Genomic DNA, 21,503 nt, shown 5'->3' with positions numbered 1-21,503 from the left:
ATCGGTGCCTATTTATCATTTGTTTGAGAATCGCGCGCAGCTTTTTTAGCCTTGGCTTTGGCAACTGCCGCAGCAATACGTGCTTTTTTTTCATCAGCTGGTGTTGCTTCATTAGCTGGCGTGACGGTGCTTTCAGAGTCTGTTTCAACCTCTGAATCTTGCGCTTGTTTTGGCTCTGGCGACTGCTGAGTATCGCTAGCACTGTCATCGTTAGTTTGTGAACCCGCTTCTTTTGCCGCTTTCTTTGCTTTCGCTTTGGCTACCGCAGCGGTAATGCGCGCTTTTTTGTCGTCAGCTGGTGTCGATGTTGGTGCATCATCAGTTGTTTCCACAGTGTCAGCTGCTTGCGCTGCTTTTTTGGCTTTAGCCTTGGCTACAGCGGCAGCAATACGCGCTTTCTTGTCATCGGCTGGGGTCGATGCTTCAGAATCGACTGGAGCTTCAACAACGGTTTCATCGGCTGTTTCATTTCCAGCAGCTTGCGCTGCTTTCTTCGCTTTTGCTTTGGCAACTGCCGCAGCAATGCGCGCTTTTTTGTCATCGGCTGGCGTTGATGTTTCAGAATCGTTTGGAGCTTCAACAACGGTTTTGTTGGCTGTTTCATTTCCAGCTGCTTGCGCCGCTTTCTTCGCTTTTGCTTTGGCTACCGCCGCTGCGATGCGTGCTTTTTTGTCATCGGCTGGGGTCGATGCAGTTGCATCATCAGTACTTTCAGCCGTTTCAGCTGTTTCCACTACGTCAGTTGCTTGCGCCGCTTTTTTGGCTTTCGCTTTGGCTACTGCCGCGGCGATGCGCGCTTTTTTGTCATCGCCACTTTCAGGCGCAGCACTGCTTTCAGCTGCCACATTGTTGTTAGCATTTGATGCTTGCGCCGCCTTAGCTGCTTTTTTTGCTTTGGCGCGGGCGATGGCATCGCTAACACGGGCTTTATCTGGATTAATTGGCGCTGGACTGTCGCTGTTTGTATCTGTGACAGCTTGCTCGCCAGCCGCTGCCGCTTTTTTAGCTTTTGCTCTGGCAATCGCTGCTGCGACGCGATCGTTTTGCGGTTTCGCTGGGGTGTCAGCTGCTGGCTCTGGTGTACCTGCTTTTTTCGCCTTTACACGAGCTAGCGCGGCGGCAATAGCGTCACCATCATTGTTTTTCGCCATCGCGGCTTTACGGCGTTCGTTTGCGAGACGATTGCGCTCTTCGCGCTCTTGTTTTTCACGTTCAAGTCGTGCTTGGCGCTGTTCATAGCGCTCTTTCGCGCGCTGCGCGGCAAGCTGCTCTTGGTGCGCTTCGCGAATCTCTGCTTTGGCAACGCGATAGTATTGAACCAGTGGAATATGCGCCGGACAAACGTAGGCACAAGCACCACATTCAATACAATCAAATAGGTTGTGTTGTTGCAGCTTGTCGTGATCTTTGTCTTTGGCAAACCATTGTAGCTGTTGCGGCAATAACTGTGCAGGACATACCTGTTCACAATCACCACAGCGAATACAGTTTTGCTCTGCTGGTGCATCTGGTAACTCTTGATTGCTGGCGGCAATAATACAGTTGGTGGCTTTGACTACAGGTGCATCGAGGTTTTGCAATGCAAAGCCCATCATAGGGCCACCCATGATGATTTTTTGTCGTTCTTGGGCTTTAAAACCACAGAAGTTAAGCAAGTCGATAATCGGGGTGCCAAGGTATACGCGATAGTTACCCGGGCGCTCGACGAGGTCGCCAGTCACAGTAACAACGCGCGACAATAGTGGTTTGCCGTGAAAAACAACATCGGCAATAGCATGCGCTGTTGCTACGTTTTGTACGACAACGCCGATATCGGCTGGGATCTTACCGCTAGGCACTTGATGCCCAGTGATAACTTCGATTAGCTGTTTTTCGCCACCGGCAGGATAAAGCGTTGGAATAGGGCGAACGACGATATGCTCGTGTTTACTGGCGGCGTTTTCCATCGCCTTAATGGCTTGTGGTTTATTGTCTTCAATGGCGATAACCACGCGCTGTGGCGTTAGTAGTTTATTCATTACCATAATGCCAGCGATAATCTGTTCGCTGTGGGCGCGCATTAACGCGTCATCTGCGGTGATATAAGGTTCACACTCCGCGCCGTTAATCAGCAATAAATCGATAGATTTACGTGGTGATAATTTCACTGACGTTGGGAAACTTGCGCCGCCAAGTCCGGTAATACCACTTTGTTTGATGCGATCTAAAATCAGTTGATTGTCGTCTTCTAACGATAATTTCTCCCACGACTCTAGCGCATCTGATTCAGTTTTTATCACCACTGTTTCGGTGTTAAGTCCTGATGGATGACTGGCTGGATACTGGGTAATATCGCTTACTATGCCGCCAAGCGGGGCTAATACGTTGGCTGAGACAAAACCATCGCTGTGGCCAATAATTTGACCGCTGCTGACGCTATCGCCAACCTTTACGCTGCACAATGCCGCTTGGCCGGAGTGTTGGGCGAGTGGTAGCGCAATTTTGTCCACCATTGGCATGTCGATAATGCCTAAATCTTTGGTGCGATCTTTACGCGACGGCGGGTGAATGCCACCGTGGAATTGTCCCAGTTGACCTTGATCGATTAATTCAAAAATACTACTCACAATCAAGGCTCCAACTGCTTCACAGGAATGATATTGAGTTGACCGTTCCAGTTATTGGTCTTTTGCGCCACTGGGATCATTTCTATACAGTCAACTGGACAAGGATCGACACACAAATCACACCCCGTACACTCATCGGCGATAATGGTGTGCATTTGTTTGGTGGTGCCTAAAATGGCATCGACAGGACACGCCTGAATACACTTGGTACAGCCAATACAATCCTCTTCGATAATAAAGGCGACTTTTTTAACTGGCTCTTCGACATCGCCACCGGCGGCAGGAACTTCAACACCCATAATCTCGGCGATGGTCTCAATAGTTTGCTGGCCTCCCGGTGCACATTTGGTGATGTCGTCGCCATTGGCAACGGCTTCGGCGTATGGCTTACAACCTGGGTAACCACATTGACCACATTGAGTTTGCGGCAAAATGTTATCGATTTTCTCGGCGATAGGATCTTCTTGTACTTTGAATTTGATTGACGCAAAGCCAAGCGCCATACCAAAGATTAGGCCGAGTACGCCTAATACGGCGATGGCAATTAATACAACACTCAACATTAAGCTAACCCACTAAAACCGCTAAAGGCTAAGGACATTAATCCGGCGGTAATCATGGCAATCGAAGCGCCGCGAAATGGCATAGGCACATCGCTGGCCGCAAGTCGCTCACGCATGGCCGAAAATAGAATTAATACTAGAGAGAAGCCTGCTGCGGCACCGAAACCGTAAATAATAGAATCAATGAAGTTGTTGTTTTCATTGGTGTTTAACAGCGCAACACCAAGAACCGCACAGTTGGTAGTAATTAGTGGTAAGAAGATACCAAGCATTTTGTAAAGCGCTGGACTCGTGCTGCGTACCACCATTTCGGTGAATTGAACAACGAAAGCAATAACGAGGATAAAGCTCAAGGTACGAAGGTATTCTAGTTCGAGTGGCACCAGCAAAAATTCGTTAACTAGATAACTACAAAGCGAGGCTATCGTGAGTACGAAGGTAGTTGCCATGGACATGCCGATGGCGGATTCGAGTTTGCTCGATACCCCCATAAACGGGCATAAGCCAAGGAATTTAACTAACACAAAGTTGTTTACCAACACTGTGCCAATTAATAGTAAAAAGTATTCGACCATTATGCTATTCATTGTATTTTTAATGGCGCATATTATCCGTGTTTATTCGCCGATAAACAACCACATAAGCTATAGGTGTAATGCAGAAAATTCCTATCATTTGACGCAAATCATGGCGTTTTGATTGCCAAACGGTGGTTTTCAATTACACTGGCGCCAATTTCATTCGAGGTCGCTGTTTATTATCATGCAAAAACCTGTTTATTATTCATCGATGATCCTGCTCGTTTTCGCGATGCTGTTGTGGGCGAGCTCTTTTATCGCACTTAAGATTGCCTTTGAGAATTATTCGCCGATGTTAGTGATTTGGGCGCGGATGTTGATCGCTTCAGTTTGCTTTTTGGTGTTTATCAAACAGGTGATGCGCTTTGAATATAAAGCAGGGGATTGGAAATTACTCTTAGTAATGGCGGCGCTTGAGCCTTGTTTGTATTTCATTTTAGAGGCCAAAGCATTGCAGCTAACCAGTGCGTCAGAAGCTGGGATGATTGCATCGCTTAGCCCACTGATAATCGCAGTGCTCGCATATTATATGCTTGATGAAAACATTACTCGGCGTCAGTTGTTTGGCTTTGTGATTTCTATTGCTGGTGTAGTGGCATTATCGCTTGGTGGCGAAGCGACAGAAGACGCGCCAAATCCGCTGTTAGGTAATTTCTTAGAATTCCTTGCCATGTGCTGCGCCGCGGCGTATTCAGTGTTGTTAAAGCGTTTTAGTAGTCGCTATTCGCCAATGTTTTTAACGGCATTTCCGGCGTTTATCGGTTTGTTATTTTTTAGCGTGTTTGTAGTGATTGAGCCGTGGCCAACACAAATTAATTGGCCGAGCATTAGCGCCATATTGTATCTAGGTGCCTGTGTCACGCTAGGCGCGTACTTGTGCTACAACTTGGCGATTACTAAATTGCCTGTGACTATTGCAGGCGCCTTTATTAACTTGATTCCAGTGTTCACACTATTACTGGCATGGCTAATTTTAGACGAGCAATTAACGTCATTTCAATTGCTCGCTTGTGTTGTAGTAGGTGTTGGTTTGGCGATTAGTCAGACGAAGACGCGTCGAGGTTAAAGGATAAAACAATCCCACTGACTAGAGCGCTAATAGGGATGATTAAAAACCAGCGAATGCTGTCAAACGGTAGTTTGGCATGCGTGCTTGAGTCCATTAGCACAAACAATAATCCGGCACCTGAAATAATGCCGATAGCCATTAGAGCAATTGCAAAACTTTTCATCGAGATCACGTTTCTATTCCTTAGAATGCGGTAGTTTAGACTGAATTTGACACTTACACGCTCATCATAATTGCGGCGCAGTGCCGCCGCAAGTAACTTTGCCCACTTTTACATTCCGTTGAAAAAATGTTCACATTACTTCAACACTCAATGCCATCTAATTGTCATAATTTAACGTTAGTCTGGACTATACCAGATTTGACGGAGTGAATTATGAATTATAAATATTATGTTATCGCCTCATTATTTTCGGCCATTGCGTTTGCCGAACCGACCAACACAACAATTGATATCGGACTGATTGCTGATTGCCAATACGCGGATCAAGCTGAAAAAGGGCAGCGTTTGTATCGCAGTTGTCCACAAAAACTTGATAATGCTTTGAATACGTTATCAAAACAGCAGGTTGATTTTGTTGTGCATTTGGGGGATTACATCGATCGCGACTGGCAGAGTTTTAAGCCTCTCGATGACGTTGTCAATAAGCATCCGCTCAAAATACAGCATGTGTTAGGGAATCACGAATTTTGGGTGAGTGATGACGAAAAGCTCAAGGTGCCTCAACACTTGGGACTTTCGACGCGATATTCATCACAAGTTATTGGCGATTGGCGCTTTATTTATCTCGATGGCAATGATGTAAGTTTGTATGCGTGGCCTAAGAATAGTCCTCAATATTTGCGTAGTAGTAAATTATATCAAGCGGTTTTTAAGGATAAAAAAGACTGGAATGGCGGTATTGGTAAGCAGCAACTTAACTGGTTAACGTCTCAATTAAAGGATGCGAAAACAGCGAATCAAAAAGTAGCATTGTTTTGCCATTTCCCTATATACCCAACCAACGCTCACAATCTATGGAACGCAGAGCAAGTGAGATTGCTGTTATCACAATACGACAATGTAAAAGTGTGGTTTAACGGGCATCAACACAATGGTGATTATGCTCAAAAAGACGGCATCCATTACCTGACCCTTCACGCGATGCTAGACACCCAAAATACGTCTTTTGCGAGAGTTTTATTTAAAAAAGATGTTATCGAAATATTTGGTTATGGGCGCCAACCTAGTTACCAGCTTGGTTTTTAGCTTATCGTAATCAGATTGTAACCTCTGCGAATTATAACTTTAACTTTAGTTAAATATTTCTGTCATCTTGAGTCTTTAAAGTTTGGTCTATACCAGATTTGTAGCGAATATAAACTGTGTAAATAAAAGTAAAACTCAAAGTTGCTCAACAGAGATTAGGGCACTGAGTTTTTACCAACATAACTCTCTCTTTCGGAATTTGAAACGATGAAAAACAACATGACGTTTAAATTTAGTGCCATAGCAACTGCCTTAATATTGAGCCAGCAGGCTATCGCTGAGGCAAATGCAAACAACAATAAAAAAGTTGAAACCATTAGTGTTTACGGTTCAGTAGCGCAGAGTCTTAAAGCTCAACAAATGAAACAAGACAAATCTGTGATTGCTGATTTTGTCGGTGTCGACGCTTTGGGAAAATTACCTGAGAATAATATCGCAGAAGCGGCAGGTCGCTTACCGGGCGTGAGTGTTGTGTTGAACTTTGAAACTGGTGAAGGTAAATACGTTACTATTCGCGGGTTAGACGCTTCATTAAACACATACAGTGTTAACGGTGTACGTATGGCAACGTCGGGTGGTGACCGTCGAGTGTCATTGCAATCGTTACCACCAGAAGGTGTAAAGTCTATTTCTGTCACTAAAACGCTGACGCCAAATTTGGATGGTGATGCATTGGGAGGAGCGGTTGATGTTGAGTTGTTTAACGCATTTGATTTCGATGGTTTTCAAACAAGCTTTAGCGCAGACTACAGTGTGCAAGATCGCTCTGATAAATCTGGTACCTTATTCTCTGGCTCGGTATCAAACATCCTCGGTGACGACTGGGGGATCTATTTAGCTGGTTATGTAGGCAATAAGGATATCGTTTCTGAGGAAAGCGAAAACTGGGGACGCTGGGAACCTCAGACTCAAACTGCTACGAATCAATACGCTGACCAGCACACGCTGCATATGCAAGGTGATGAATTAGATCGCTACGAGAAAGAACTTAATCGTTATGGCGTGAATTTTTCCCTAGATCGTCGTTATGGCGATGATAATCGCGTTTATTTACGCGGTAGTTACAACGATTACACTGACGAAGAAGTGCATCGTTCATTAGAGATGCGTAATTACCCGACAGCTCGCGCCAATGGCAATAATAGCTTATACAACGAGCAAGGTCAGTGGGATCCCGTGGCCCATCGCACAGCACGTCGTACTGAGTTTCGTGAAGAAACAGAAAATCAAGCCATCATCACTATTGGTGGTGAGCACAACACCGATATGCTAGCCATTGATTATGCAATTTCTCATGCTAAGTCTGAGACTTCTTTGCCTAAAGCATACGGTATTGCAGGCAGCTACAATACCGCGCAACTCAATGAAGCTGGCGGTATATTATTTGATATTAGCGATCCGCGTTACCCTCAATTTAATCCGCGTAATGGCGAGCAAGGATTAAGAGATCTGCAAGATATGACTAAGTATCGCAATGTAGGTGCTTGGGATAAGTGGGAAGAATCGGAAGACAAGCGTTTAAGCGGTCAAATCGATTTCAGTTATCAGTTTAATTCTGGCAGCTTAACTACTATTGATTTTGGTGCTAAATACTCAACCTCTGAGCGTAATTCAGATGAAGGCCGTGTTAACTTTAGAGCCCTCGATAGCATTAGTTTGGCTGATGACCGTATAAAAGGTCCTTATTTTAACTCTCATCTCGATGGTCGTTACAGCGGTCTACGCACCTTAGGCGGCAGTCAAGATATCAACGCCGTTTATGCTTTGATCAACAACTGTGATACAAACTTTTTCCAAAGCGAAGATTGTAACCGCAGCGGTGAAGGTTCCCGCGATGATAAGTTGAAATTTGAAGAAGATATCTTGGCGGCTTACGTGATGGGGACGTGGAACTTTGGTGCGCAAGATGAGTGGGAAGTGATTTCGGGTATCCGTTATGAATACACTGAGCATTCATCTGATGCCTTGGCCACTGAAAGTCGCAATGGCCAAAACGTGACTCGCGCTGAAGTTGCAGAAGCAGACTACGACAACGTTTTACCAAGTTTTCACGTTAATTACCGTCCTAGCGACGAAATTACCGTACGCGGCGCAATTTGGACCAGCTTTACTCGTCCTGCGTTTAGCATGATCGCCGGTCAAACTCGTTACAACTATGATGGTAATGAAATAGATTCAATTTCGCGTAAAAACATCAATTTAAAGCCACAAGAGTCTACTAATTTAGATATCTCGTTTGAGTACTACATGGAAACGGGCTACCTGTCAGTTGCTGCTTATCACAAAGATATCGATAATTACTTAGTGGTTGGCGCGTCAAATAATCAAACGGGTAACCAAGGTGATGTATTAGTTACTGAGCCAACCAATCTAGATAGCGCAGAAATCACAGGCATTGAACTAGGCTTTAGTCAACAGCTAACAATGTTACCGGCGCCATTCGATGGCTTGGGTTTTAACGCTAATGTAATGTTCCAAGACACCAAAAGCGATAACATTCACGACTGGCGCAACGATGATCCTGAAATTGTAAGTGCTCCGGATCAAACACAGAACTTATCAGTATATTGGGAGCAAAATGGCTGGGAAGCGCGCATCTCTTATCAGCGCACTGGTAAATACCTACAATCGCCGCGCGATTACGGTATCGATAAATATCATCAAGCGCTTGAGTATGTTGATATGAATATCAGCTATATCTGGGAAGAGTACGATGTTCGTGTGAGCTTTGAAGCGAAAAACTTAACTGAAGAAGCTAGCTACTTTACGACATCAGGCTCTGCGCGTCGCAATATGATGGATTATGTTGAAGGCGGTCGCGTATTTAACTTGGGCTTAAGCTGGAATTTTTAAGTTCTAATATCGCCAATAGGGCAGTGCAGTAGCACTGCCCTTTTTTAGTGGAAAGCAAGTATGATAAATCGCAAATTATCCAGTTGGTTAGGATTGCTAGCAACCTTGTCGCTCATCAGTTGTAGTAGCCATTGTGATAATGTAAACGCAGTACAACCTATTGAGCGCAAAGTCTTGCTAATTGGCGTTGATGGCTTAATGTATTCGTATATCGATAGTGTTAATGACGCCAAATTAAATGATGTGCAACCGCCAAACTTTGCTCGCTTAAGCCTTAGCAAAGCGCATGTTGGTGGCATGCTATCGACCCAAACGTATCAGGCATCTTCATCAGGGCCTAGTTGGGCAAGTATTTTGACGGGCACTTGGGTCAATCGTCATAAAATCCCTCGCAACAACAAACAACCGGTTCAAGTTAAGGGAATTTTTAATTATCTGCACGAATTGTTTCCCAAGGCCAAAATGGGAAGTTACGCTGCGTGGACTCCTATTAACGCAGGTCATTTAGTCAAAGACATGGCCTATGTAAGCCACCGCATTGACGGCGCCTCTCATCCAAAAGGAGAAGGCGTTGATGACTTTATTACGCGTAAGGCCGTCGCAGATTTGGCGGATCCGGCATCTGATTTATTGTTCACTTTTGTTCACCTTGACGATATTGACCACGCTGGTCATGCGTGCGGTTGGTGTGGCTTATATGAAAAGAAGGTGGCTAAAACAGATAAGCGATTAGGTCGTTTACTCGATGCTGTGCAAACGCGAGAACAGCGTTTTAATGAAGAGTGGCTGGTGTTGCTAGTGTCAGATCATGGCCATAAGCAACAAGGTGGCCACGGCGGCGATTTATTAGTGGAGCGCACATCGGTAATAGGGACAAATCGTCCACAATTGATGAACAAACTATTTAAGCAACCTGCAAAGGCGCTGGCGTTAACCGATAATGCTCAACAAAATCAATTAGTGGCTTATCCGGCAATAACGGCCATTGTGCCGACGATAATGAGTTATTTAGCCGAGCAACCATCAAAAGCTTATCACTTTGACAGCGCATCCCTGATTGGTCCTCTTGGTGTCCATAAACTTTATGGCAAGCACAAGGTTGTTCGCAAGCAAAGTGCCGCCGTGATCGATTTAGCATGGCAAGTGCCTTTGCAAGCGGGAGTCATTGAGTTGTATCGCAATAATCAATTGGTTACAGAGCTAGCTGCAGGTACAACATCTTACAGTGAAACCCTTACTGAACAAGACTTGGGTGTAGGGCCACAGGTGGTTAACTACACACTAGTTGCCAAGCGTGGTTCTGCTGTTTCAACGCAGCTGAGTTTCAATCTAGGTCAGTTACCTGATAAAGCGGCCATTATTAAAAAGGCATTAATTAGTGAAGGCTTCCGTAATGCGTTAGGAGATTTTACATGGCGTGGTGGATTTGTTGTTCCTTATGCACCAGGCAATAGCGAAGATGACAAAGCCGTTGTACTTAATCGTAAACGCGGCTTTGCTACAACGTCGCTCCCGTCAATCGATGGAAAAATGACGATTGCTGCTTGGATTTATCTCGATGGCTCTGTGATGGGCGATCCCAATATTATCGCCAATAAAGACTGGCGCTCAGGTGGTAATCCCGGCTTTACGTTATATCTCAAAGATCAGCAAATAGGTTTTAATATCGGTGGCAACCAAGCGCGTAATGATATTAAACCTATCGCAGTGCCTAAGAAACAATGGTTTTTTACCGCTATCACTATTGATGCAGAGCATCAGTCTGCTCAGCTAACGGTATTCGATGTTGACTCAGGACTTCATCAGCGAAGTATTGAGTTACAGGGTAAACCGCAGCTAGATTCTGGATTGCCACTTACCTTAGGCGAAGGTGGTTTAGGGCGATATAACCTTGACCATAAACTCAATGCTCGTCTCTCACAGTTTTATGTGTTTTCAGAGGTGTTAAGCACAGCTGAGTTGTTATCACTCGCGTCGAAGTAACGCGCTTTTTTCGCTGCCAATATGACAATTTCGTGACAATTGATGTGACGTATTGAGTTTGTTGACAGATAAATTTTATAATTGGACTAGACCAGATGGGACGGAGTTCACATGAATCATTATTTACTATTAACCCCTGGCCCTTTAACGACATCAGAGACTGTGCGTCAAGCTATGCTCAAAGATTGGTGTACTTGGGATGACGATTACAACGTTGGCGTAGTACAAAAAATTAGAGCGGAATTAGTGTCGTTGGCGACAACATCACCGCATTACAGTAGCGTATTAATGCAAGGCAGTGGTACAGCTTCTGTCGAGTCTGTATTGGGCAGTGCAATATTGCCAAGCGATAAGATATTAATTATTAATAACGGTGCTTACGGTAAGCGTATGGCTGAGATTTGTCAGGTGCTAAAGCTCAATCACCATGTGCTTAATTTTAAAGAAACACAAGCGCCAGATCTTGAGCTTATTGAGCAAACAATTACTCAAGATAAAGAAATTACTCATTTGGCGATGGTGCACTGTGAAACCACAACCGGTATGTTAAATCCACTGGTTGATGTCGCTCAAATGTGTCAGCGCCTAGATATCCGTTTTATTCTCGATGCTATGTCGAGCTTTGGCGGTATAGAAATGGACATTGGTGATCTTGGCATCGATTTTATGATTAGTTCTGCTAACAAGTGCATTCAAGGCGTACCGGGGTTCGGTTTTGTTATTGGTCGAAAACAGTCACTAGAACGTTGTCGTGGCAATGCTAGTTCATTGAGTTTAGATCTTTACGACCAATGGCATACAATGGAAACGGCAAATGGAAAATGGCGTTTTACTTCGCCAACTCATGTAGTGCGCGCATTTGCTCAAGCGTTAACTGAGCTTAAACAGGAAGGCGGCGTTGCTGCGCGTCAAGAGCGTTATCGTGAAAATCAATCGCGCTTGGTTAAAGGCATGCTCAAGTTAGGTTTTGAGCCTTTGTTATCATCAACCATGCATTCGCCAATTATTACTTCGTTCTACTCGCCTGCGGCAAGTGATTATGACTTCAAGCGTTTTTACGAGGGACTAAAGCAGCTAGGATTTGTGATTTATCCAGGCAAAGTGTCAGACGCCGATTGTTTTAGAATCGGTAATATCGGAGAGGTATACCCAGCTGATATCGACAGATTGTTAGCGGCCATTGAAGAAACTATCTACTGGGAAAAATTACCAGTTACTGCTTAAAAACGATTACTTTGCACGCTAATTTCGATAGCGCCGTGGACCCAATATTCGATATTGTGGTCGACCAATGTGTCGTCTTTAGCGTAGCGAGATCTAATAATTTTCAAACACGGCGAACCAGAGCTTAAATTAAGCAGGTTCGCTTTGTCTTCTGGGGTTGCAGTTACAATCAACGTACTGCGCTCATAGGCAATTTCTACGCCGTAATCCCGTTCAAAAATCGATGTTACTGAACCGTCTAATGCTTTGCTTTGTAAGTCGTCAAACTTTGAACTTAAACAATAAATTTCTTCTACCATTACTGGCCGTTCGTCAAGGGAGCGCATACGTGTAATGCAATATGCAGGCTCTGATTCAGTCAATGAAAAACAGCTCATCAATTCAGAGTTACAAGGCGACGTTGTAAGGCTAATTAATGCTGTTTTAGCACTGAAATTTTGCTCTTGAGCGAATTGATAAAAATTAACTTTTTGCACTGGATCCCATTTAAAACGAGGCGGGCAAATAAACCATCCTTTGCGATTCTGCCTATAGATAACGCCTTCGGCTTCGAGTTTTGATAAGGCTTCTCGAATGGTAATTCGCGTGGAATTGTATTTATCTTGTAAGGTGCGTTCAGAGGGAAGCTTTTTGAGCGCTGGTTGATCAGCGAGCATTTGCTGCAGATCGCAGCGAATTTGTTGATAAAGCAACATTGAGCTTTGGGTCCCCTAACAAAGTTAATTAGGTTTATGATAACGTGTTATTTTGCAAATGCTAGTGATAACGTCGTGAATGCTTACCGTAGTAATTATACTGATTTTTATTGCAATTTTATGACGAGAATAAACGCCGTTCTTTATGTTATTGTGTACAAAGACGGCGTTGAATGGGGAGAGGGCTGTTAAGGTCTCATTTGACGGGCACGAAGGCTTGAAATTTGCTGCACAACTGCAATAGCATCATCTAATGAATCAACCACATAGTGTGCGCCGGCATCGTAGAGCTCGCTGTAGGCTTTGCGTTTTAATTCTGCTTGTTGCTCGCTTGATAGCGCCAACCATTCATTTTCAGTAAGACCGACCGCATTACCAGTTAAGGCGATTCCCACTGTCCACATGCCTGCGCTAATTCCTTCGGTAATACCAGGTGCTGAGTCGTCAAATTTAATACAGTTTGCAACATCTTTGATACCAAGTTTTTGTACGTTTTCAAGTGCCATCCACGGGCCTGGACGAGAGCCAATAGTGTCATCACTGGCCACCCAACAATCAGGCTCATAGCCTTGCTCTTTAGCGGCAGGAACTAAGATCTCCATGACTTCACGTGGATAGCCTGAACAGCTGCCTATCTTGATGTTTTGTGCTTTTAGCCACTCAATTGTTGCCAAAGCGCCATCAATCGGCGTCGCGTGATCTGCTACTTTCGCTTTTTGTAGTGGCATAAAGGTATTGTAGATAGCATCGACAATATCATCAGACATTGATGCGCCGAATTGTTGTTGCCAGCGACTATCGACTGAAGGCAATTGACCAAGCGTTTTTATGTGATCCCATTTTCCCATTCCCATTGGTACACGTGCTTCTGCTAATGTGACGTCAAAATCATAGGCGCGTTTAAAAGCTTCAACAAAAATAGTTGTTGGCGCCACTGAGCCATAGTCGACAACAGTGCCTGCCCAATCGAGTATCACAGCTTCGATGTTATTCATTGATAATTCCTTAATTTATTGATTTGTTTGCGGAACAACAGCCGCGCTGGCGACGTTGCTAGATTGATGAACTTGCAGCTTTTTTCTGAAGTAAATCATTGAACTTATGACCAATGCTCCACCGACGGTGGCAACAATAAAACAGAGGTTGATAAAGAATGTGAGCCAGCTGATATCTGGCGATGCAAAGGTGCGATAAAGTAAAATGCTAACGCTCCCTAAATAGCCAGCGGAATCGGCGAGATAAATCAAAAATCCGGCATTAGCAATTGAGCCTACGGCTGAAATCATGCGATCGAATAAAAAGCAATTGTAGGGGATATAGGCAATATATAGACCCGCACCGAGCAATACCATCCACGTTTTACCGTCGATGATTTGTTGGCTAAAGCCCAATGTTGAGCCACCCAGTAAGCAACAACCGAGTAAAATAAATAAGTGGTTTGTTAAAAATGCTTTGGTGTTGTCTCGAATTAAAACCATTAACGCCAAGGCGATTAATACTAACCCTGCAATACGAATACCTGCATAGGCAAATATTGTTGGTTCTTGCCCGTAGCCTAACGCCGCCCATATTTCAGCGGCGAAGTTGTCTCGAAAATCACGTAGGCCTGTAAATAATAAGAAGCTACTAATGAGTAGAATTAATCCCGGCGCATAGGCGAGAAAAAAGCGTTTGCGTTGTGCACCATCCATAGGTGAACGCGCTTGACGAGCCGCATTGTCGCTAGCACTTGGCGGCGGTAATTGTGATAGGAGAAATACCGATAAAAATAGCGGAATGGCAAATAGGGCACCCGTTGCGGCTGGCATCCAATATTCCGCAATATCCAACTCTAAAATGAGCCATTTACCTGTGGTTCTGACTAAGCCGGAAGCTACGATAAAAGTAATACTTAAAAACGCACCAAGTATCTCTGTGGTTTTTCTGCCTTCCAGAAAGCTAAAAACGATGCCCCATATCATGCCTAAGGGAATGCCATTGAGAAACATTGCAAGAGGCTTTATGTTCTCTGGCACTACAGCAAATAGAACAAGCGCCAGTTGTGCCACCATAATGAGTGATAGCAGTGATACAGCACGGCGTTTTGCTGTCATTTCAGAAACGATTTTGATACCGATGAGTTTGGATAATAGATAGCCCAATACTTGAGATAATACGAGTGCAACTTTGAAATCTAAGATCCCTAGGAATAGTGTTGCCTGTTCATAGGTGCCTGCGGCAAAGGGCTTGCGATAGGCATACATACAAAAGTAGGTCATAAATGCGGCACAAGACGCATACATCACAAACACTATTGTTGGAGATTGCTTGAGGTAGTTGGTAATACGCAACACAATAAAACCTTAAATCATCTATTGGACTAGACCAGTTTAAGGTGGCTTTATGACAAAACTGTTGCAGAAATTTGAAAAAGTCACGACTTCGAAAATTGATAGACTAAGAGTGTAGTGTTGGATAAAGTCGTTTTTATGACAGACGTGATTGCGAATTGATATAGGCGTTATTGCAATGTACACCTAATTGCATGAAATTTTTAAGTATTGATAGCTGTTAATCAGGTTTGAACTGGTATGAGATAAGAAAGAATTAGTAGTCTTGGACTGTTATTGATTTATCACGGAGTAACTTAAGAAATAAGATGGCTCCCCAAGCTGGACTCGAACCAGCGTGAGATAATGAGTGGATTAACAGTCATGGACTGTTATTGATATATCACGGAGTAATTTAAGAAGTAAGATGGCTTCCCAAGTTGGACTCGAACCAGTGTGAGATAAACAGGGGACTAGCAGTCTTGGACTGTTATTGATTTATCACGGATTAACTTAAGAAATAAGATGGCTCCCCAAGCTGGACTCGAACCAGCGTGAGATAAAGAGTGGATTAACAGTCATGGACTGTTATTGATATATCACGGAGTAATTTAAGAAGTAAGATGGCTTCCCAAGCTGGACTCGAACCAGTGTGAGATAAACAGGGGACTAGCAGTCTTGGACTGTTATTGATTTATCACGGATTAACTTAAGAAATAAGATGGCTCCCCAAGCTGGACTCGAACCAGCGACATACGGATTAACAGTCCGCCGTTCTACCAACTGAACTATTGGGGAATCTTGAATTGTCTGATGTTCAAATAGCTTATCTTTAAAAGAATGGCTTCCCAAGCTGGACTCGAACTAGTGTGAGATAAAGAGTGGATTAACAATACTGTTAAATATGCCTATCTCAATCAACAAAGTTTGAGTCAGTAATGGCTCCCCAAGCTGGACTCGAACCAGCGACATACGGATTAACAGTCCGCCGTTCTACCAACTGAACTATTGGGGAATTACTATTTGTTGTGAAACCAATTCTTACTAAAAACTCAAAGTTAAGTTTGAATAAGAAATGGCTCCCCAAGCTGGACTCGAACCAGCGACATACGGATTAACAGTCCGCCGTTCTACCAACTGAACTATTGGGGAATCACAAAATCACCGGTGCAATCGTAGTTTTGGTAGAAAACATTTAACCACTACTTTCAATAAGTTAAAAATAATGGCTCCCCAAGCTGGACTCGAACCAGCGACATACGGATTAACAGTCCGCCGTTCTACCAACTGAACTATTGGGGAATCGATTGTCGGTGAAGACGGAGCGCATATTAAAGATTGGTAGCACAGCTGTCAACACTCGATCTTTAAAAAATGTCTGTTTGTGCAACAGTTAAACAAATAGAACTAGTTTTCGCCATTTCGTTTGTTTGATAATCATTTTATAGATGTTCGGGGACCGTTTTCACTGTTTGTTAAACGACGAAGTTGTGCGATTGGCGATAATCTCAGGTGAAACGTCAAAAAATGAACAGGCGATCATAATGAAAGTACGAAAAGATCCTGAGAAAAGATCGAAAAATGATGATCGATATTTTCTAATTTATTGAATTAATTTTTTTTGAGAATTATTTTCATCGTCAGTGAATAAATCACAAACCCAATGAATAAAAGGGGTAGAGATGGTTATCCACCAAATCTGTGGATAAGTGTGTTTATTAAACTTTTAGAAGTCGATCAAAGCCCATGGTAGCGGGACTTGTATACATTTTTGATGTTTTTTGTTCAAAACTATAAATCATTTTATTTTCATGCACTTAGTTCAAGTCAATAGCCTGTGGATAGGTAAATTATGATTTGAGTTAGTCCTTCTTTAACCTCTTGACATTTAGTCTGACTTTTTATTGTCACATCGTTGGATAAGTTTTGCTCAGCCAATAATTTGGCATTCAACAACTCATGCTGTATTAATTATCGAATAATGCCGCATTTTATAAGGGCTCTCTAATTGTCAACGATTAAATAGCAAGTTTTTCGATCGCTTTTTGCTTGTTTTTCGATCACTGGCATTACTTAACATCTTGTAACGCAAATATGTGCACTCATGAGTGTATTTGAGTTCATTGTATTAAAGCAATCTGATAGGATTAGCTTCCTATTTTTTCACTGCGGCTTTTTGATGAATCCATCTACCTTATTAAACGCTCCGGTCAATTCAACGATCAAAAACATGACGATCCCTATGCTTTACGGCATGGTGCTAATGATGTCATTTTATATCGTCGATACGCTTTACGTCAGTATGTTGGGCACAGAGCCGTTGGCGGCGTTTAGTTTTACCTTTCCAGTAACATTTACCTTAGTTAGCTTAGCTATCGGTATGGGGATTGGTGTTTCTGCGGTAGTTGCGAAAACCCTTGGTGAGAACAATAAAGATCGCGCACGTCAGCACGCATCCGTATCTATGGGCGTTTCGGCTATTTTGATCTTTAGCTTGGCAATGATTGGCTGGTGGCAACACGATTTCATCTTTACCTTAATGGGCGCGAAGCCTGAAAATCTCGGCCTTATTCGCGATTACATGGCACCGTGGCTTGTTTGTAGTTTAATACTGATTATGCCGATGATCGGCAACTCGGTAATGCGCGCCTCGGGCGATACCAAAACGCCTGCCAAAGTGATGGGCATTGGTGCGGTGATTAATGCTGCATTAGATCCACTGTTTATTTTTGGTTGGGGGCCTGTTCCGGCAATGGGGCTGCAAGGTGCTGTTATTGCCAGCATCATCGCTAGCATTGTCAGTTGTATCATTGTGTTTTATCGTGTAACTCATACTTTTGACATGCTGGGTTGGGGTTACAGCTTTGCACAAATTAAAGAATCGGCGACAAAGGTACTGGCGATTGGCTTACCAGCCGCTGCGTCAAACATGATGACGCCAATTTCATCAAGTATTTTAACTGCCATTGTAGCGACCTATGGTAGTGAAGCCGTGGCGGCGTTTGGTGTTGGCTCGCGTATTGAGTCTTTTGCAATGATTGTGGTGCTGGCAATGTCGATGTCTCTACCGCCATTTATTAGCCAAAACTATGGTGCGGGCCATTATAAACGCGTTAAGCAAGCTTATTACTCAAGTATCAAATTTGTCATGCTGTGGCAGGCGGCTATTTATTTAGTGCTATTAGTATTCTCAGGCATGATTGCCGAAGCCTTTGCCGATGATAAATCTGTAGTGGAGATTATCATTTTATACTTAATGATCATTCCAATCTCTCACGGCTTTGGTGGTATCACTATCTTAACCAACTCATCCCTTAATGCGCTGCACAAACCAATGGCGTCGGTGGGGCTCAACATTATTCGTCTATTCGTATTAATGCTGCCATTAGCTTATTTAGGCGGTTACATCGATGACATTCGTGGTTTGATTATTGGTGTTGGTTTATCGGGTGTGTTAACTGGTATTATTGCCTTGCTATTAATGCGTAAAAACCTCAAGGAATTGTTGGGTGATTGTGACGAACGTAATGACTGTCACGATACCGATCAAGAAACTTCAAAAGAATAAACGGCGGAATAACACCAATGACGTTTTCATTAGTCAGTGATTACCAACCGGCAGGTGACCAACCAAAAGCCATTGAACAATTATGTGAAGGTATTGAAGCTGGGCTCGCACACCAAACATTACTGGGTGTAACTGGTTCGGGTAAAACTTACACCATGGCCAATGTAATTGCCAAGATGGGGCGACCGACTTTAATTCTTGCGCCAAACAAAACTCTAGCGGCGCAGCTTTATGCCGAGATGAAAGAATTCTTTCCGCATAACGCCGTTGAATATTTCGTATCTTACTATGACTACTATCAGCCAGAAGCGTATGTGCCTTCGACAGATACCTTTATTGAGAAAGATGCTGCTGTTAATGCTCATATCGAGCAAATGCGACTATCAGCCACTAAAGCACTAATTGAGCGTAAAGACGTTGTGTTGATTGCGTCTGTATCGGCGATTTACGGTCTTGGTGATCCTGATTCCTACATGAAAATGCTACTGCATTTCCGTCAAGGGGACATCATGGAGCAGCGCGCCATTTTACGCCGTTTGGCCGAGCTGCAATATAAGCGCAACGATATGGAGTTTGCCCGCGGTACCTTCCGTGTGCGCGGTGAAGTACTTGATATTTTCCCAGCTGACTCTGAAAAGTTCGCGGTGCGTGTTGAGATGTTCGACGATGAAGTTGAGCGAATTACCTTATTCGATCCGCTAACTGGTGCAATGGAGCGTCAGGTTACTCGCTTTACTATCTACCCGAAAACTCACTATGTGACTCCTCGTGAAACTATTTTAGGCGCGGTTGATAAAATCAAAGAAGAGCTGCGAGAGCGCAAGGTACAGCTGCAATCTCTCGGCAAGCTTATCGAAGAGCAGCGTATTAGTGAGCGCGTCGGCTACGACGTTGAAATGATGTTAGAGCTGGGCTACTGCTCAGGGGTTGAAAACTACTCGCGTTATCTCTCTGGCCGTCAGCCTGGCGAAGCGCCACCGACGCTGATTGACTATCTGCCAAGCGATGGTTTGATCATTCTCGACGAGTCGCATGTAACCGTGCCGCAGATAGGCGCGATGTATAAAGGTGACCGTTCACGTAAAGAAAACCTTGTTCAATATGGCTTCCGTTTGCCATCGGCGCTTGATAATCGTCCGCTTAAATTTGAAGAGTTTGAGGCAATTTGTCCGCAAGCGATCTACGTATCGGCAACACCAGCGGATTACGAATTAGAAAAATCTGGTAATGAAATTGCCCGCCAAGTCGTGAGACCAACTGGTTTACTTGATCCTGTGATTGAAGTGCGCCCAGTAGCGACACAGGTTGATGATCTCTACAGTGAGATTGTTGCACGCACTGCCAAAGGCGAACGTATCTTGGCGACCACGCTAACTAAACGAATGGCGGAAGATTTATCGGAATATCTGGATGAGCACGGCGTAAAAGCCCGCTATCTTCACTCAGATATTGATACTGTTGAGCGCATCGAGATTATTCGCGATTTGCGTATTGGTAAGTTTGACGTATTAATCGGAATTAACTTGTTACGCGAGGGTTTGGATATCCCTGAGGTGTCGTTGGTGGCTATTCTCGATGCCGATAAAGAAGGCTTCTTACGCTCTGAGCGTTCACTGATTCAAACGATTGGCCGCGCTGCGCGTAACCTCAATGGTAAAGCTATTTTATATGGCGATACCATTACTAAATCGATGAAAAAGGCGATGGATGCGACTATTGAACGTCGCGCCATTCAAGAGGCTTTTAATGAAGAGCACGGCATAGTGCCGAAAGGCCTCAATAAGAAAATCGCCGATTATCTGGATGTGGGTGATGAAGAAAGCTTGGATCAAGTGGCGGAAGAAAAAGCGACTTACCAAGCGATGTCCAACAAAGACATCGAAAAACAAATCGCCGATATCGAGCATCAAATGTATGAACACGCACGTAATCTTGAGTTTGAAGAAGCCGCTAAATTGCGTGATGAAATTGAAAAACTCAACGAAATTGTGTTGGCGCGTTAGCGTCTAATTCGAAGGTAACAAAGAAGTAATACAAATTGTAGAACGGCCGTTGCACCGCCATAAAGGTGGGCATCGGTTGCTATTTTTATGTTAATCATCTGGCTTAGCTGTTCACTGGCACCAAATATTTGTTCGTAGCCTATCTTTCCAATTAATCCTAGCAATAAAAAAAGATATGTGTTTCTGTCAAAATCAATTTTACTCAACCACTTTTGGGGGATTTTAAATTGTGCACTATTTTTTGCAGTAGCCAATGGAAAGTACTTATCATGAAGCAGTTTCAACTTATATGATTTTAAAATTCCTAATAATGCGCCGTAAATAAAAAAGCCGTGTAAATAACCAGAAAGACCAACATAAAATTTGGTACTGGGGCTAAAAAAATATACAAATAACCCTACTAAGCTAAAGCTAACACATGTAAACAATAAAAAGTGCTTTTTGGAATATAGGTGCCCAGTAAGGACTGTTGCGAGAAATAACCCTCCTAGATTCATCAATAAGTGCCAAATATTAGAATGCATCAAATTGCCACTAAAGAGTCTCCATAACTCTCCATTTTCGATGGCAATACGGCTAAACTCAAACAATGGTAATGAAACAGGCTGTAGTATATATAAACAGCTGCTAATTAAAATTAGCGCAAGTGGCATTAGTAGATATTTAGATGGTACGTAAAAGTACTTCATTGGAAAAATAATAACAAATCACAAGGTTGTGGGCAGTGTTACACAAATCGGTAGCAATGTAACCATGTGCCCGATGCGATTGGTGATACAATAACGGCGTTTTTAACACTAGAA

Annotated in this window: 15 protein-coding genes and 4 tRNA genes; 7 read left to right on the top strand and 12 right to left on the bottom strand. The window is 43.5% G+C overall.

What is annotated here, in order from left to right:
• Positions 1-8: 8 nt before the first annotated feature.
• Genes rsxC through rsxA form a run of 3 tightly spaced genes read right to left on the bottom strand, consistent with a single transcriptional unit; the run spans position 9 to position 3,744 of the window.
• Positions 9-2,606, bottom strand: coding sequence for an electron transport complex subunit RsxC (rsxC, locus tag MHM98_RS05055; RefSeq protein WP_239438188.1), 2,598 nt, complete (start codon positions 2,604-2,606; stop codon positions 9-11).
• Positions 2,607-2,608: 2 nt separating this feature from the next.
• Positions 2,609-3,169 (bottom strand): electron transport complex subunit RsxB, encoded by a 561-nt coding sequence (gene rsxB, locus MHM98_RS05050; protein ID WP_239438187.1) that lies wholly within the window; start codon positions 3,167-3,169, stop codon positions 2,609-2,611.
• On the bottom strand, positions 3,169-3,744 hold the full coding sequence (gene rsxA, locus MHM98_RS05045; protein ID WP_239438186.1) for an electron transport complex subunit RsxA: 576 nt from the start codon (positions 3,742-3,744) through the stop codon (positions 3,169-3,171). Before rsxA ends, rsxB begins: the two co-directional genes overlap by 1 nt.
• 187 nt (positions 3,745-3,931) lie before the next feature.
• Here rsxA and MHM98_RS05040 point away from each other — a divergent pair, with 187 nt between their 5' ends.
• Positions 3,932-4,813, top strand: a complete 882-nt coding sequence (locus MHM98_RS05040; protein ID WP_239438185.1) for a DMT family transporter — start codon at positions 3,932-3,934, stop codon at positions 4,811-4,813.
• On the opposite strand, the gene MHM98_RS05035 is transcribed toward MHM98_RS05040, so the two are convergent.
• The gene (locus MHM98_RS05035; RefSeq protein ID WP_239438184.1) at positions 4,785-4,979 is read right to left on the bottom strand and encodes a hypothetical protein; all 195 of its coding nucleotides are present in this window, start codon (positions 4,977-4,979) and stop codon (positions 4,785-4,787) included. The genes MHM98_RS05040 and MHM98_RS05035 overlap by 29 nt on opposite strands.
• A 213-nt stretch (positions 4,980-5,192) precedes the next feature.
• Here MHM98_RS05035 and MHM98_RS05030 point away from each other — a divergent pair, with 213 nt between their 5' ends.
• From MHM98_RS05030 to phnW, 4 genes are all read left to right on the top strand, one after another.
• Positions 5,193-6,065, top strand: a complete 873-nt coding sequence (locus tag MHM98_RS05030) for a metallophosphoesterase (protein ID WP_239438183.1) — start codon at positions 5,193-5,195, stop codon at positions 6,063-6,065.
• A 219-nt stretch (positions 6,066-6,284) separates the two neighbouring features.
• Complete coding sequence (locus MHM98_RS05025; protein ID WP_239438182.1) at positions 6,285-8,918, top strand: TonB-dependent receptor; 2,634 nt, start codon at positions 6,285-6,287, stop codon at positions 8,916-8,918.
• Positions 8,919-8,978: 60 nt separating this feature from the next.
• A complete protein-coding gene (locus MHM98_RS05020) occupies positions 8,979-10,901 on the top strand; it encodes an alkaline phosphatase family protein (protein ID WP_239438181.1) in 1,923 nt (640 codons plus the stop codon).
• Positions 10,902-11,012: 111 nt separating this feature from the next.
• The gene (gene phnW / locus MHM98_RS05015; RefSeq protein WP_239438180.1) at positions 11,013-12,125 is read left to right on the top strand and encodes a 2-aminoethylphosphonate--pyruvate transaminase; all 1,113 of its coding nucleotides are present in this window, start codon (positions 11,013-11,015) and stop codon (positions 12,123-12,125) included.
• On the opposite strand, the gene MHM98_RS05010 is transcribed toward phnW, so the two are convergent.
• From MHM98_RS05010 to MHM98_RS04980, 7 genes are all read right to left on the bottom strand, one after another.
• Positions 12,122-12,820: a UTRA domain-containing protein gene (locus tag MHM98_RS05010; RefSeq protein WP_239438179.1), complete on the bottom strand. Its 699-nt coding sequence runs from the start codon at positions 12,818-12,820 to the stop codon at positions 12,122-12,124. The genes phnW and MHM98_RS05010 overlap by 4 nt on opposite strands.
• 188 nt (positions 12,821-13,008) lie before the next feature.
• A complete protein-coding gene (gene phnX, locus MHM98_RS05005; protein WP_239438178.1) occupies positions 13,009-13,815 on the bottom strand; it encodes a phosphonoacetaldehyde hydrolase in 807 nt (268 codons plus the stop codon).
• 15 nt (positions 13,816-13,830) lie between these two features.
• Positions 13,831-15,153 carry a DUF5690 family protein gene (locus tag MHM98_RS05000; RefSeq protein ID WP_239438177.1) on the bottom strand — a complete coding sequence of 441 codons (1,323 nt, stop codon included), beginning with the start codon at positions 15,151-15,153 and terminating at the stop codon, positions 13,831-13,833.
• 698 nt (positions 15,154-15,851) lie between these two features.
• Positions 15,852-15,927: transfer RNA gene (locus MHM98_RS04995), tRNA-Asn, on the bottom strand.
• Between the two features lie 141 nt (positions 15,928-16,068).
• Positions 16,069-16,144, bottom strand: a tRNA-Asn gene (locus MHM98_RS04990).
• 61 nt (positions 16,145-16,205) lie between these two features.
• Positions 16,206-16,281 (bottom strand) — tRNA-Asn (locus MHM98_RS04985).
• 74 nt (positions 16,282-16,355) lie between these two features.
• A tRNA-Asn gene (locus MHM98_RS04980) sits at positions 16,356-16,431 on the bottom strand.
• An 877-nt stretch (positions 16,432-17,308) separates the two neighbouring features.
• Between MHM98_RS04980 and MHM98_RS04975 the strand changes: the two genes are divergently transcribed.
• Positions 17,309-18,697 carry an MATE family efflux transporter gene (locus MHM98_RS04975; RefSeq protein WP_239438176.1) on the top strand — a complete coding sequence of 463 codons (1,389 nt, stop codon included), beginning with the start codon at positions 17,309-17,311 and terminating at the stop codon, positions 18,695-18,697.
• Between the two features lie 17 nt (positions 18,698-18,714).
• Complete coding sequence (gene uvrB / locus MHM98_RS04970; protein WP_239438175.1) at positions 18,715-20,700, top strand: excinuclease ABC subunit UvrB; 1,986 nt, start codon at positions 18,715-18,717, stop codon at positions 20,698-20,700.
• On the opposite strand, the gene rrtA is transcribed toward uvrB, so the two are convergent.
• Entirely contained in the window at positions 20,697-21,353 is a 657-nt protein-coding gene (gene rrtA / locus MHM98_RS04965) for a rhombosortase (protein WP_239438174.1), read from the bottom strand. The two genes, uvrB and rrtA, sit on opposite strands and share 4 nt — an antisense overlap.
• Positions 21,354-21,503: the final 150 nt, after the last annotated feature.

Origin of the sequence: Psychrobium sp. MM17-31, assembly GCF_022347785.1 — a bacterium.
Taxonomy (GTDB): Bacteria; Pseudomonadota; Gammaproteobacteria; order Enterobacterales; family Psychrobiaceae; genus Psychrobium.
The sequence above is the reverse complement of the archived record's forward strand: the minus strand, read 5'-3'. Positions and strand labels throughout refer to the sequence as shown.